General features: G+C 73.5%; 13 protein-coding genes and 1 pseudogene. 4 read left to right on the top strand and 10 right to left on the bottom strand.

From position 1 onward, the window contains the following. The 3 genes and pseudogenes from VR44_RS20675 to VR44_RS20665 form a co-directional block, all read right to left on the bottom strand. A pseudogene (locus VR44_RS20675) lies at positions 1-503 on the bottom strand (GNAT family N-acetyltransferase); the annotation flags it as partial. Between the two features lie 132 nt (positions 504-635). Beyond that, a complete protein-coding gene (locus VR44_RS20670) occupies positions 636-2234 on the bottom strand; it encodes an alkaline phosphatase D family protein (RefSeq protein WP_425424520.1) in 1599 nt (532 codons plus the stop codon). 131 nt (positions 2235-2365) lie between these two features. Beyond that, on the bottom strand, positions 2366-3274 hold the full coding sequence (locus tag VR44_RS20665; RefSeq protein WP_094191789.1) for an alpha/beta fold hydrolase: 909 nt from the start codon (positions 3272-3274) through the stop codon (positions 2366-2368). A gap of 319 nt (positions 3275-3593) precedes the next feature. On the opposite strand from VR44_RS20665, the gene VR44_RS20660 reads away from it, so the two are divergent. Next, positions 3594-4346, top strand: coding sequence for a GntR family transcriptional regulator (locus VR44_RS20660; protein ID WP_045949039.1), 753 nt, complete (start codon positions 3594-3596; stop codon positions 4344-4346). A gap of 195 nt (positions 4347-4541) precedes the next feature. Here the strand turns inward: VR44_RS20660 and VR44_RS20655 are convergent, their stop codons facing one another. The 3 genes from VR44_RS20655 to VR44_RS20645 form a co-directional block, all read right to left on the bottom strand. Beyond that, positions 4542-5693, bottom strand: a complete 1152-nt coding sequence (locus VR44_RS20655; RefSeq protein WP_045949038.1) for an ROK family transcriptional regulator — start codon at positions 5691-5693, stop codon at positions 4542-4544. Positions 5694-5768: 75 nt separating this feature from the next. Continuing rightward, complete coding sequence (locus tag VR44_RS20650; protein WP_045949037.1) at positions 5769-6419, bottom strand: response regulator transcription factor; 651 nt, start codon at positions 6417-6419, stop codon at positions 5769-5771. Between the two features lie 4 nt (positions 6420-6423). Next, the gene (locus VR44_RS20645) at positions 6424-7617 is read right to left on the bottom strand and encodes a sensor histidine kinase (protein ID WP_045949036.1); all 1194 of its coding nucleotides are present in this window, start codon (positions 7615-7617) and stop codon (positions 6424-6426) included. Positions 7618-7725: 108 nt separating this feature from the next. On the opposite strand from VR44_RS20645, the gene VR44_RS20640 reads away from it, so the two are divergent. Genes VR44_RS20640 through VR44_RS20630 form a run of 3 tightly spaced genes read left to right on the top strand, consistent with a single transcriptional unit; the run spans position 7726 to position 9904 of the window. After that, on the top strand, positions 7726-8640 hold the full coding sequence (locus VR44_RS20640; RefSeq protein WP_045949035.1) for an ATP-binding cassette domain-containing protein: 915 nt from the start codon (positions 7726-7728) through the stop codon (positions 8638-8640). A gap of 5 nt (positions 8641-8645) precedes the next feature. Beyond that, a complete protein-coding gene (locus tag VR44_RS20635) occupies positions 8646-9413 on the top strand; it encodes an ABC transporter permease (protein WP_045949034.1) in 768 nt (255 codons plus the stop codon). A gap of 53 nt (positions 9414-9466) precedes the next feature. After that, entirely contained in the window at positions 9467-9904 is a 438-nt protein-coding gene (locus VR44_RS20630; protein ID WP_045949033.1) for a hypothetical protein, read from the top strand. On the opposite strand, the gene mug is transcribed toward VR44_RS20630, so the two are convergent. From mug to VR44_RS20610, 4 genes are all read right to left on the bottom strand, one after another. Further along, complete coding sequence (gene mug / locus VR44_RS20625; protein ID WP_094191790.1) at positions 9901-10440, bottom strand: G/U mismatch-specific DNA glycosylase; 540 nt, start codon at positions 10438-10440, stop codon at positions 9901-9903. The two genes, VR44_RS20630 and mug, sit on opposite strands and share 4 nt — an antisense overlap. Continuing rightward, the gene (purB, locus tag VR44_RS20620) at positions 10437-11870 is read right to left on the bottom strand and encodes an adenylosuccinate lyase (protein WP_045949031.1); all 1434 of its coding nucleotides are present in this window, start codon (positions 11868-11870) and stop codon (positions 10437-10439) included. Before purB ends, mug begins: the two co-directional genes overlap by 4 nt. A 71-nt stretch (positions 11871-11941) precedes the next feature. After that, positions 11942-12724 carry an SGNH/GDSL hydrolase family protein gene (locus tag VR44_RS20615; protein WP_045949030.1) on the bottom strand — a complete coding sequence of 261 codons (783 nt, stop codon included), beginning with the start codon at positions 12722-12724 and terminating at the stop codon, positions 11942-11944. Positions 12725-12802: 78 nt separating this feature from the next. Further along, on the bottom strand, positions 12803-13624 hold an 822-nt coding region (locus VR44_RS20610), incomplete at its 5' end, for a hemolysin family protein (protein ID WP_045949029.1).

Here is a 13624-nt window from a genome sequence, read left to right as displayed (position 1 = left end):
GCCCGGGTCAGGTCGGCGATGGCCAGGTCGCGGGGGGCGCGCAGCAGGAACTCGTCGACCGTGCCGCCCTCGGGGAGGGGGTGGGTCTGGAGGGTCAGGATGTCCACCTGGGCCCGGGCGAGGGCGGTGCACAGCGAGGCGAGGCTGCCGGGCTCGTCCCGTACGGTCGTCCGCATGCGCCAGAGGGCGCCGACGGCCGGTGTGGCGGGGGTGGTGGGGGCTGCCTCCGGGGCCGCCGCGGGCCGGTCGGAGGGCAGGGCGGCGCCGGGCGGCGGCGCATGGCTGTGACGGCGGGCCCACCAGGTGTGGAAGCCCGCCGTGACCAGGAGCGCGACGGCCGAGGCGACCAGCAGGAGCGGGCCGCTCGGGCCGTGTGCGACGAGGTTGGCGATGCCGTCGGCGACGGCCACGGCGCAGAAGAGGGCGGCGAGTTCGACGAGGTCCCGGCGCCAGTGGTGGCGGTGGGGGCGCGGGGCGGCGGAGGCGGGGTTACGGTCAGTCATGCACCCACTGTGGCGCCCGGGTGTTGCGTGATCACGAACGATCTGTGACCGACTGGTTAAGTGTGGCTCTGGTCGGTTTCTCCCGTTTTTCCAGCTGGTTTCCGCTGCCGGAGTCGTCCGGGGCCGGTGTCCTCACGGCTGTCCGACGCGGCCGGGCTGGAGCCGCTGGGTGAAGAGTACTCCGCCTCCCTGGCGGCGCAACCGCACGGTGAGCTCCCCGCTGTCGCCGTCGATCTCGACCTCGCCGTAGTACGGGGGGTTCTCCGCCGGGGACATGTTCGCGACCGGCGCCGACTGCACGTACGCGGTCCGCGGTCCGAAGGTGGCGTCCAGCTTGCCGGCCGGGAAGCCGCCGGCGCCGATGGGTCCGGAGACGAACTCCCAGAAGGGGGCGAAGTCGGAGAAGGCCGCGCGCTCGGGGGCGTAGTGGTTGGCGGCGGTGTAGTGGACGTCGGCGGTGAGCCAGAGGGTGCCCGTGATGTGCTGGTGCTTGATGTGGCGCAGGAGGTCGGCGATCTGGAGCTCGCGCCCCAGCGGGGCCCCGGGGTCTCCCTGGGCGACCGCCTCGAAGTCGGTGGCCCCGTCGGGGACCACGATGCCCAGCGGCATGTCGGCGGCGATCACCTTCCAGGTCGCCCGCGAGCGCGAGAGCTCCCGCTTGAGCCAGGCCAGCTGTTCGGTGCCGAGGATGCCGACCGGGTCGTCGGTCTGGCGGCCCGGGGAGTTGGCGTCGCGGTAGGTGCGCATGTCGAGCACGAACACGTCCAGCAGCGGCCCCTGCCGCAGCACCCGGTACATCCGGCCCTCCGCGCGTCCGCCCCGCAGGTCGGTCACGGGGAAGTACTCGCCGAAGGCCTGGCGGGCGTGGGCCGTGAGGGTGTCGACGTCCTTGACGGTGTAGCGCGGGTCGTCCAGCAGCTGGCCCGGGTACCAGTTGTTGCGCACCTCGTGGTCGTCCCACTGGGCCAGGACCGGGACCTGGGCGTAGAACTCGCGCAGGTTGTGATCGAGCAGGTTGTAGCGGAAGTTCCCGCGGTACTCGGCGAGGGTCTCGGCGACCTTGGCCTTCTCCTCGGTGGTGACGTTGTGCCAGACGCGGCCGTCGGGCAGCGGTACGGCGGCCTTGAGCGGGCCGTCGGCGTAGATCGTGTCGCCGCTGAAGAGGAAGAAGTCGGGGTCGCGCAGCCGCATCTCGTCGAAGACGCGGTACCCGCCGAGCTCGGGGTTGATCCCCCAGCCCTGGCCCGCCAGGTCCCCGGACCACAGGAAGCGCACGCTCTGGCGGCGGGAGACGGGGGTGGTGCGGAAACTGCCGCGCACCGGCTCGCCGCAGCGGCGGGGGTCGTCGGGGTCGGTGAGCACGACCCGGTAGTGGATCTGCCGGCCGGGAGGCAGGTCGCGCAGGGTGGTGGTGCCGGTGAAGTCGGTGGCCGGGCCGAGGAAGGGGCCGCCGTGGCGGTGGACGCCGTAACGGAACGACTCGCTCGGGGAGGTCTCCACGTACATCCGCGCCGGCCGGTCGGAGCGCGTCCAGACGGTGGCCGAGTGCGCGGTGATCTCCCCGGACTGGACGCCCCAGAGGGCGGCCGGACGGCCGGAGCGGGCGAAGGCGGGGACCCGGGGCGAGGCGGCGAGCGCGGGCGCGGCGAGCGCCGTGGACAGGGCCAGGCCCAGCGGGACGGCGAGGGACCCGCCGAGCAGGGACCGTCGGGTGTGCGGCATCGAGGCCATGGGTGCGTCTCCAGGGACGGCTGGGGGGATGGCCGGACCAGTGTGCCGTCGCACACCAGACCGGCCGAGTCGCCCACGCGAACCGTGGATGAACACCCGTCAGCCGATCACGACCGGGCCCGGTTCCGGGGTCAGGCCCCGATGCGGGCGCCGTCGCCGGAGGCGGTGCCGTGCTCCGTACCGGCGTGCTCCGTACCGGCGTGCTCCGTGCCGTGCGCCGTGTCGCTGATGACCCGGGCGACCAGCGCCGGGTCGTCGTTCATCGGGACGTGGCCGCAGCCGCGCAGCCGCACCAGCCGGGCCCCGGGGATCGTCCGCTTGGCACGCGGGCCCTGGCGGGGGAACAGCAGCCGGTCGCGGGAGCCCCAGGCGATCGTCACGGGCAGACCGGGCAGGTCGTGGGTGAAGCGGACCGGACCGCCCGCGGCCAGTGTCGGCCCGAAGCCCGTCGCCGTCCGCAGGGCCAGCGTCTCGGCGATCACGGCCTCCGGGGCGCGCCGGCCCGGGCGGGCGTAGATGCTGCCGGTGAGCGCGGCTCGGCCGGGGGCGCTCCGGGCGAGCCGCTCCAGGACCGCAGGGGGCAGGGCCCGGGCGCCGGCGCGTATCGCGTGGAGGGCGGAGAAGGCGTAGAGCCGCTCGGCGTCCGACCAGAAGCCGGCGGGGGAGAGGGCGGTGACGGAACGGACGAGACCGAGGCGTCCCATCTCGAGGGCGAGCAGCCCGCCGAGGGAGTTCCCCGCGACGTGCGGACGCCCGATGCCGAGCGCGGCGCAGAGCGAGCCGAGGGCCGTGGCGACGGTGGTGAGGTCGTACGGGACGCCGGGCGGCAGGGGCTCGGAGGCGCCGAAGCCGGGCAGGTCGACGGCGATGACCTCGTACTCGGCCGACAGGATGCCGGAGACCGGGTGCCAGGCCTGCAGGTGGTGGCCGATGCCGTGCAGCAGGAGGAGGGGCTCGCCCCTCCCCTCGCGTTCGACGGCGACGGTGGCGGTGCGGGGACCCAGCGGCGAATCGATCGTGAAGGAGACCGTGGCGGTCATGCTGCTCCTCGTCGGGGTGGACGCGAGTGGGGTGGGCCGTCGGAGATGACCGCCCCATCATTACTGCCGGGTAGCCGCCGGCGCCCGCCCTTCGTGAAACGTGCGGCGGGCACGAACATCCCATGAACGTCTTGCTACATATGCCCGATCTGCCCTGCGGAGTGGCCAGGATTGGTCTTGACCAAGGGGGTGCGCCGTCCTATCGTCGCAGGGATAGTGCAGGAACCTTTAATAAACAAGGGCGCGGAACTGCGGCGCGGAACTGCCGCTGGAACTGCCGACGGACGCGGCGACGGCGGCGATTGCAGGAGGAGTCAGGGTGGGGACCACGCAGCTCGAATCGGTACCGGAGCCGAAGTACTGGCACCTCAAGACCGTGCTCAGCGAGGCGCTGGACCGGGACTTCGCGGTCGGCGAGATCCTGCCCAACGAGCGCGAGCTCGCCGCACGCTTCGGAGTCGCCCGCGCCACCCTGCGGCAGGCCCTGGAGCAGCTCGAACTCGAAGGCCGCCTGCAGCGCCGCCGCGGGGTCGGTACGACCGTCGCCCCGCCGCGCGTTGGCGTCGCCGTCGGCAGCACGGGGCACGGCTGGCCCGGTGAGGCCGCCGACGGCTGGGAGGCCGTGGACGCGGTCGAGGCCGTACCGGCAGGCGCGGTCCTCGCGCTGCTGGGCACCGAAGCGGGCCGGCCGGTCCACACGGTGCGCCGGACCCGTGTGACGCAGGGCCAGGCCGTCGCGGCCGAGCTGCTCTACGTACCCGCCGCCTCCGTGCCCGGGCTCTCCGCGATCGACGCCCCCGCCGGGCCCGCCCGGGCGCGCGCCGTCCTGCGGGAACTCCAGCGGCTCGCGCTGGACGGGCAGGACCGCTCGGTCGAGCTGGGCTCCGCCCGGGCCGACGACGCCAAGGAACTGGACCGGCTGCCGGGCGCCCCGGTGCTCGTGGTCACCACCCGCTACTTCACCGCCGAGGGCACGGCCGCCGTCTCGGTGGCCACCTACCGCGCCGACACCTGCCGCCTCACCTTCGGCGACACGGGCATGGAAATCACCGAAACCCGCGCCGCCTCCTGACCGAGCGCAACGCCGCCGGGGCCATCCGCAGCCCGCCGGCGTTTGAGGCGCGGGGGCACGGGGGCGGAGCCCCCGAGTCTTCAGCCGCGCCGGCGCCTGAGGCGGGAACGGAGGAAGGGCGGAGCGGGGAGACGTACCGTGCAGCGGCACCCGCCGACGGACCGGCACCCATCCGCCCCGCCCCGCCGCCGGACCTCACCGCGCGGTGACGGTCCTCTCCACCGCGAACAGCTCCTGTTCCACATGGTCCAGCGCGAGCCGCAACGCCCCCGTGGCCACCGCGGCCTCACCCAGCAGCGACAGCGCCACCCGCGGCGGCCGCAGACAGTACCGCTCCAGCTCCCGCCGCAGCGGTTCGAGCACCCCGTCCAGGCCGGCCGCCCACCCGCCGACCACCACCAGCTCCGGATCCATCGCCAGCACCAGCGCCGCCACATCGTGCACCAGCCGCTGGAGGAATCGTTCCACCGCGGCCACCGCCCGCTCGTCGCCCCGCCTGGCCATCGCGAAGACCTCGGCCACCGCCGGCTCGTCCAGCGGATGCAGCGGTTCGCCCGTCGTCGACAGCAGCCGCTCGGGGGTGGCTTCCCGTCCCAGCAGGTGCAGGGCGCCGATCTCGCCCGCCGCGCCGCCGAAGCCCCGGTGCAGCCGGCCGCCGATCAGGGAGCCCGCGCCCGGGCTGAGGCCGGCCATCACGAACACCATGTCGTCGGTGTCCCGTGCCGCGCCCTTCCAGTGTTCGGCGACGGCCGCCGCGTTGGCGTCGTTCTCCACCCGGACCGGGCAGCGGAAGGAGCGCCGCAGCCGCTCCCCGAGGGGCAGCCCGGTCCACCCGGGCAGGGCCGTCCCCAGGCGTACTGTCCCGTCGGCCTCCACGATTCCGGGACTGCCGACCCCGACCGCCCGCAGCGAGTCGCGCGGGATGCCGGCCCGGCGCAGCAGATCCGCCACCGCGGCCCTGACCTTCTCCAGCCGCTCGTCGGCCGACGCGCTCTCGGCCACGTCCTTCGTCCCCGCCCCGATCACCCGGCCGTCCAGGCCGGACAGCAGGACCGCGACCCGGTGCGAGCCGATCTCGATGCCCAGCAGATGGCCGGCCTCGGCCCTGAAACGGAACCTCCTCGCCGGCCGGCCCTGACGCCGCGCACCTTCCTCGGCGTCGGCCTCGACCACCAGGCCGGCGCCCATCAGCCCCTCCACCACCCCCTCGACCGTCGGCCGGGAGAGCCCGGTCACCCGGGTGAGGTCGGTGAGCGTCGGCGACTCGGCTGCGCGCAGCGCACGCAGCACCACGGCCGAATTGATCCGCCTGAGCAGAGAGGGATCCCCGCCGGTCAGCTGCCCCAACGTGTGTCCTCCCAGCTAGCGGCCCTGTCAGCCGGATCGTACTGCGCCTCCGGCGCAGCGGCGAGAAGCGGGCCCTCAGGCGGGCGAGACGAAACCGGACTCGTACGCGGCGATCACCGCCTGGGTGCGGTCACGCGCACCCAGCTTGCCCAGGATCGCGCTGACGTGCGACTTCACCGTCTCCGTGCCGACGATCAGCTCGCGGGCGATCTCCACATTGGTCAGCCCGCGCGCCATGAGGCGCAGGACGGCCTCCTCCCGCTCGGTCAGCGCGGCCCGCTCCAGGGCGGCGCGGGCCTGCCGGTTGCCGTACTCGGCCGCGAGGGACCGCACGGCCGACGGGAACAGCAGGGTCTCCCCCTCCGCCACCAGCCGCACCGCGTGCACGATCTCCGCGGGCCGGGCCCGCTTCAGCAGGAACCCGTCGGCCCCCGCGCGCAGCGCCTGGTAGACGTACTCGTCGTTCTCGAAGGTCGTGACCACGATGATCTTCGGGGGCGAGTCGACCGACCGCAGGACCGCCCTGGTCGCCTCGATCCCGTCGAGCAGCGGCATCCGCACGTCCATCGCCACCACGTCCGGGCGCAGTTGACGGACGAGTGGGATGACCGACGCCCCGTCCGCCGCCTCCCCCACCACCTCGATGTCGGGCTGGGATTCCAGGACCGCGCGCAGACCCGCGCGCACCAGGGGTTCGTCGTCGACGAGCAGTACGGTAACCGGCATCCGGTCAGCGTATTCGCTCCAGCGGAAGCCTCGCGCGCACCCGCCAGCCGCCCTGGTGGGGACCGGTTTCGGCCTCGCCGCCGAGCAGTGAGGCCCGCTCCCGTATCCCGCGCAGCCCGCTCCCCCCACCCGTGCTGAAGGAGGGGCGCTCCGGCAGCGGGTTCGTCACCTCCAGCTCCAGCCGGCCGTCGGCCATCTCGACCCGTACGCGGACCGGAACGGGGCCGCAGTGCCGCAGCACGTTCGTGAGCGCCTCCTGCAGGATCCGATACCCCTCCCGGGTGACGGGACCGGGCAAGTCCTCCAGCGCACCCGACAGTTCGGCCTCCACCGGCGCTCCCGAGGCGCGGGCCGACTCCAGCAGCCGGTCCGCTTCGGCCAGGGTCGGCCGCTGCGACGCCGGCCGCGCGGACTCCCGCAGCACCAGCAACACCCGCTCCAGGTCCTCCAGGGCGGCCCGGCCCGTCTCCTCGATCGCGCTGAGCGCGCGGTCGGTGAACTCCGGGTCGCCCGCGGCCCGTGCCGCTCCTGCCTGGACCACCGCCACGGTCAGCGCGTGCCCGATGGAGTCGTGCAGCTCGCGCGCGATGCGGGTCCGCTCCAGCAACTGCTCCGTACGCGCCTCCAGCGCCGTCAGCCGCTCGGCGGCCGAAGGGCCCAGCAGCCGGCGCGCGACGGCCGTGATCAGCTCGCCGAGCAGGACCACGACCACGATCAGCACGACCAGCGGGACCGGCGCCAGCAGGGCGGCGGCCCACGGCGGCGGTGCGAAGGGCACCAGCGGGTCGGCGTTCAGGGGGTGTCCGAGCGCGAGCGCGATCAGCTCGACGGTCACCACCGGCAGCCACACGGTGGCGAACATCGCCGCCCCGGACACCACCAGGCGTATCTCCAGCCACAGCACGGTCCGCCACCGGTCCGCCCAACGCGCCGAAACCGCGGCGCCGATGCCGTTGTCCCCGGCCTCACCGTCCTCCGCGCCCTCCCGGACCCGGGGGGTCAGCAGGAACTGCGCCTGGAGCCCCTCGGCCAGCCGCACCCACGGCACGAAGCCGAACGGTATGACGATCAGCAGGGGCATCCACGGCCAGCGCGGATTGATGAACATCCACAGGGCGAGCAGCAGCAGCGGAACGCACAGGTGCAGCCAGCGCGAGTACGTCACCGGCCGCAGCGGTGCGCGGAGTAGTCGGTACATGCCCTCATCGTGTCAGGGGGCCCGCCGCGACCGTCTCCCCCACGTGGGGGAGACGGCACCCTCGCACGGGGGAGGGGCGAGGGGTGGCGCGGCGGCGAATCTGGAGCCATGAACCGCATCGAGATCCGCGAACTGACCAAGGACCACGGCGCCCGACGGGTGGTGGACCACCTCACCTTCGACGTACTGCCCGGGAAGGTCACCGGCTTCCTGGGACCCAACGGAGCCGGCAAGTCCACCACCATGCGCATGATCCTGGGCCTGGACCGGCCCACCGCCGGCACGGCCACCATCGGCGGGAGCCGGTTCACCGGCCTCGACCGCCCGCTCCGTCAGGTGGGCGCCCTGCTCGACCCCCAGGCCGCCCACGGCGGGCGGGGGGCCCGCGACCCCCTGCTGGCGCTCGCCGTCAGCAACGGCATCCCGGCCTCCCGGGTGGACGAGGTCCTGGAGCAGACCGGCATAGCGGCCGTCGCCCGGCGCCGCACCGGCACCTTCTCACTCGGCATGCGCCAGCGCCTGGGCATAGCCGCCGCGCTGCTGGGCGACCCCGCGGTCCTGCTCCTGGACGAGCCGACCAACGGCCTCGACCCGGAAGGCATCATCTGGATCCGCGAACTGATGCGCTCCCTCGCCGCCGAGGGGCGCACGGTGTTCGTCTCCAGCCATCTGATGGCCGAGTCCGCCTCGTTCGTGGACCACCTCGTCGTCCTGGGGCAGGGCCGGCTCCTCGCCGACACCTCGCTGGAGGCCTTCATCGACGCCCGCAGTACGCCCAGGGCGCGGCTGCGGACCTCCGAGCCGGAGCGGATGGCAGCCGCCCTGGCCCGCGCCGGTCTGAGGATGACCGCCGTGGCGGAGGGGCGCTGGAGCGTCGACGGCATACGGGCCGAGCAACTCGGTTCCCTCGCCGCCCAGGAGGGCGTCCCGCTGCTGGAACTCTCCGACGAGCGGGCCTCCCTGGAAGAGGCCTACCTGGAACTCACCGCCGACCGCACCCCGTTCTCCGCCACCGCCGCCTGAAACCGATGGGAGTCGCATCCGTGATCACCGCCGCCCTGCCCACCGCCCCAGTCCTGCGATCGGAATGGATCAAGATACGGTCCGCCCGAGCGGTCCTCGGGTCCCTGCTGGCCGTCTTCGCCGCCACCGCCGGCATCACGGTCCTCACCGCCGCCGCCATAGGCACCTCGGAGCCCGGCGCCCTCGGTGAGGACCGCCTGTTCGGTGCCTTCTTCGGAATCAACTTCGGCCAGTCGGCGGCCGTCGCCTTCGGCGCCACCGCCTTCGCCGCCGAATTCCGCGGCGGCGCCCTGCGGGTCTCGCTGACCGCCGTGCCCAACCGGACCCGGCTCTACCTGTCCAAAGCCGTCGCGGTCGCGGGGCTCTCCTTCCTCGTGGGCCAGTTCACCGGCCTCGTCACGTTCGTCGCCGGCCAGGCGTTCATGGGGGAGTACGCCCTCGCCCTCGGAGACCCGGGGACGCTGCGGGCCGTGTTCGGCAGCGGGGTCTACCTGACGCTGATCGCCCTGCTCTCCGCCGGCCTCGCCGCGCTGGTGCGCAGCGGCACCCTGGTGATGGGCCTGCTCATACCCTTCCTGCTGATCGTCCCCTTCGTGGTGGGGCAGGTCATGGACGGGGCCGGGCAGTTCATGCCGGACCGGGCCGGGCAGCTGGTGATGCGCGCCCACGCGGAGGGATCCCTCGGCCCCTGGAGCGGCCTCGGGGTGACGGCGCTGTGGACCCTCGCCGCCCTCGCCGGCGGATGGCTGGCGGTGCGGCGACGGGACGCCTGAGACAGGGAGGTGACGCCCAGCCAGTTGTCAGTGGCCCCCGTGATACTGACGGCATGACCACGGCAGAGCACCTCGACACGATCGACCGGCTCCGGGCCACGGCCTTCCCGAGCGCGCCGGAGGGCGGCCCGGGGCAAGGAGGCGGCCCGGGGCACCTCCTGGTCACGCTCAGCCGGACCCGGGACTTCTGGGACGACGACGGGTCCGGCCGGGAGGAGGCGGCCGAACAGATCGTCGCCGAGTACGGTGCGCTGGTCCAGGCGCTGACCACCCGGTGGGGCGAGCCGCAGGTCTTCGCCGTGGGCTCCCTGGTGGACAGGGAGTTCGCCGGGGAGGAGATACCGGAGCCCTGGAGCGAGGCCTGCAACACCACCGGCCATGTGCACCTGTGGCGGGTGGAGGAGCGGTGGCTGGTGGTGTACGTAGCCCAGTGGGACAAAGAGTTCCCGTACATGCTGACGGCTGCGAGCACCGTGACCGACCCGCCCTAGGCGCCGGCCGCGGCCTCCCGGAGGCGGGCGAACTCCTCGGCCATGGAAGCGGCGGTCCAATGGGCGTTCAGACCGCTCGGGTTGGGAAGCGCCCAGATACGGGTGGTGCCGATGGTGCGCTCCTGCGGGCCGATGACGGCCTTCGGGTCGTGGAAGGCGGTGCGGTAGGCGGTGATGCCGACGACGGCCAGCCACTGGGGGCGCAGCCGTTCCACCTTCGCCGTCAGGATCCGCCCGCCCTCGCGGAACTCCTCCGCGCTCAGCTCGTCGGCGCGGGCGGTGGCCCGGGCGACGACGTTGGTGATGCCCAGGCGGTAGCCCAGCAGCTCCCGCTGCTCGGCGGGGGCCAGCAGGCGGGGGGTGAAACCGGACAGGTGCAGCACCGGCCAGAAGCGGTTGCCGGGGCGGGCGAAGTGGTGGCCCGTCGCGGCGGAGAGGAGACCCGGGTTGATACCGCAGAACAGCACACGCAGACCGCCCGCGACCACGTCCGGGAGGACGCGGTCGCGGGCGGCTTCGAGCTCTTCGGGGGTCAGAGGATCGACCCGGGGGCGTAACCGGCAGCTTCCGGGTGCTCCTTGGCGATGGCCTCGATACGGGAGACCACGCTCGCGACCTGGTCGCCCGCGGCACCCGTGAAGGACAGCTTGTCGGCCATCAGGGCGTCCAGCTGCGCGCGGTCCAGCGGCATCCGGTCGTCGGCCGCGAGCTTGTCGAGGAGCTCGTTGCGCTCGGCGCCCTGCTCGCGCATGGCCAGGGCGGAGGCGACGGCGTGCTCCTTGATGACTTCGTGCGCGGCCTCGCGGCCCACACCGGCGCGCACGGCGCCCATCAGCACCTTGGTGGTCGCGAGGAACGGCAGGTAGCGGTCCAGCTCGCGGGCCACGACGGCCGGGAAGGCGCCGAACTCGTCGAGGACCGTCAGGAAGGTCTCCAGCAGGCCGTCGAAGGCGAAGAAGGCGTCCGGCAGGGCCACCCGGCGGACGACGGAGCAGGAGACGTCGCCCTCGTTCCACTGGTCGCCGGCCAGCTCGCCCGTCATCGAGGCGTAGCCGCGCAGGATGACCATCAGGCCGTTCACGCGCTCGCAGGAGCGGGTGTTCATCTTGTGCGGCATCGCGGAGGAGCCGACCTGGCCGGGCTTGAAGCCCTCGGTGACCAGCTCGTGGCCGGCCATCAGACGGATCGTCTTGGCGATGGACGACGGGGCGGCGGCCAGCTGCACCAGGGCGGTGACCACGTCGTAGTCGAGGGAACGGGGGTAGACCTGGCCGACCGAGGTGAAGGCCTGGGAGAAGCCGAGGTGGGCGGCGATGCGCTGCTCCAGGTCGGCCAGCTTGGCGGCGTCGCCGCCCAGCAGGTCGAGCATGTCCTGGGCGGTGCCGACCGGGCCCTTGATCCCGCGCAGCGGGTAGCGCTGGAGCAGGTTCTCCAGGCGGTCGTAGGCCACCAGCAGCTCGTCGGCGGCGGTCGCGAAGCGCTTGCCCAGGGTGGTGGCCTGCGCGGCGACGTTGTGGGAGCGGCCTGCCATGACCAGCTCGGCGTGCTCGCCGGCGAGCTTGCCGAGGCGGGCGAGGACGGCGACGGTGCGGTCGCGGGCCAGCTCCAGCGAGAGCCGGATCTGCAGCTGCTCGACGTTCTCGGTAAGGTCGCGGGAGGTCATGCCCTTGTGGACGTGCTCGTGGCCGGCGAGGGCGTTGAACTCCTCGATCCGGGCCTTCACGTCGTGCCGGGTGACCTTCTCGCGCTCGGCGATGGAAGCGAGGTCGACGGTCTCCAGGACGCGCTCGTAGTCGGCGAGGGCGGCGTCCGGGACCTCGATGCCGAGGTCCTTCTGGGCGCGCAGGACGGCGAGCCACAGCCGCCGCTCCAGCGTCACCTTGTACTCGGGGGACCACAGGACGGCGAGCTCCGCGGAGGCGTAGCGGCCGGCCAGGACATTGGGGATGCGGGGCTTGGCTGTCACGTGTAGGGATTCTACTGGGGCTCGAGCTGTGCGTTTACGCAGGTGGGGGCAGTGCCCGCAATTGTGGCTTACTACAAGAGCGGCGGGGTGGCGTATGGCAGAAGCTCCGGACGCTTCGGGGGGCGGCCGTCCCCCGAGGAGCGACCCGTCAGCCGCCGGCCGATCCAGGGCAGCAGGTGCCGCTTCGCGAAGCGCAGGTCCTCGGTGCGCCGCACGCCCCAGCCCGGGGCGGTGGCGGGCGGCAGGGACGCGGTCCAGTCCTCCTCGGCGGGCAGGCCCAGGGCCTGCCAGACGGCCTCCGCCACCCGGCGGTGGCCCTCGGCGGTCAGGTGCAGCCGGTCGGCGTCCCACAGGCGCGGATCCCCGAGCACCGGCGCCCCGTACAGGTCCACCAGCAGCGCCCCGTGCCGCGCGGCCAGCTCCTCGAGGATCGTGAAGAGTTCCTCCATGCGCGGCCGGAAGCGTTCCATCACCGGACCGTGCCGGCCCGGCGAGCGCATCAGGACCAGCCGCCCGCAGGACGGGGCCAGCAGTTCCACCGCGGCCTCCAGATGGCCCCGGACCCGCCCCATGTCCACCTTGGGCCGCAGTGCGTCGTTCAGGCCGCCGACCAGGGTCACCACGTCCGCGCCCATCGCCGCGGCGGCGGGCGCCTGGTCCTCGGCGATCTGCCCGATCAGCTTCCCGCGCACCGCGAGGTTGGCGTAGCGGAAGCCCGGTTCGCGCGCGGCCAGCCGGGCGGCGAGGACATCGGCCCAGCCCCGGTAGGAGCCGTCCGGGAGCAGGTCGGACATGCCCTCCGTGAAGGAGTCGCCGACCGCGACAAAACTGGTGTAAGACACATTCATCCCCATGGCGCAGCGATGCTACCGCGCGGTACCCCGGCCCCGCGGGGCCGGGGACCGGCGGGCGGGGCCGGGCCCGGCGCCGGGTCAGGCGGAGGCCGGCTTGCCGAACAGCTCGCGCAGCACGTCCTCCATCGTCACCAGCCCCGTCATGGCCCCGTCCGCCCCGAGGACCGCCGCCAGGTGGGTACGGCTGGCCCGCATGGCGGTCAGCACGTCGTCCAGCGGGGTCTCCGCCCGCACCTGGGCGATCGGGCGCAGTGCCGACACCGGGAAGGGCTCGGCCCGTTCCTCCGCGTCCAGGGCGTCCTTGACGTGCAGGTAGCCCAGGATCCGCCGCTGTCCGTCGACCACGGGGAAGCGGGAGTATCCCGACTCGGCCGACAGCCGCTCCAGCCCGCCGGCGGTGATGCCCTGCCGGGCCGTGACCACCCGGTCCACGGGCAGCACCACGTCCGCGACAGGGCGCCGCCCGAGCTCCAGGGCGTCGTGCAGCCGCTCACTGGCCCGGTCGTCGATCAGCCCGGCGTCGCTGGAGTCCTTGACCATCCGGGCCAGCTCGTCGTCCGAGAAGGTGGCCGCCACCTCGTTCTTCGCATCCACCCGCAGCAGCCGCAGCAGCGTGTTGGCGAAGGTGTTGATCGCGAAGATCACCGGCTTCAGCGCATGGGTCATGGCCACCAGCGGCGGCCCCAGCAGCAGCGCCGTGCGCACCGGCTCGGCCAGCGCCACGTTCTTGGGGACCATCTCGCCGAACAGCATGTGCAGGTAGGTGGCCAGCGCCAGCGCGATCACGAACGAGATCGCGTGCGTCACCCCGGAGGGCACCCCGACGGCGTCGAGCAGCGGGCTCAGCAGGTGCGCGATGGCCGGCTCGGCCACCACGCCCAGCACCAGGGTGCACAGGGT

It is taken from the genome of Streptomyces katrae, from assembly GCF_000966975.1.
Taxonomy (GTDB): Bacteria; Actinomycetota; Actinomycetes; order Streptomycetales; family Streptomycetaceae; genus Streptomyces; species Streptomyces katrae.
Note: the sequence above shows the minus strand (reverse complement) of the source record. Positions and strands in the feature narration are given on the sequence as shown.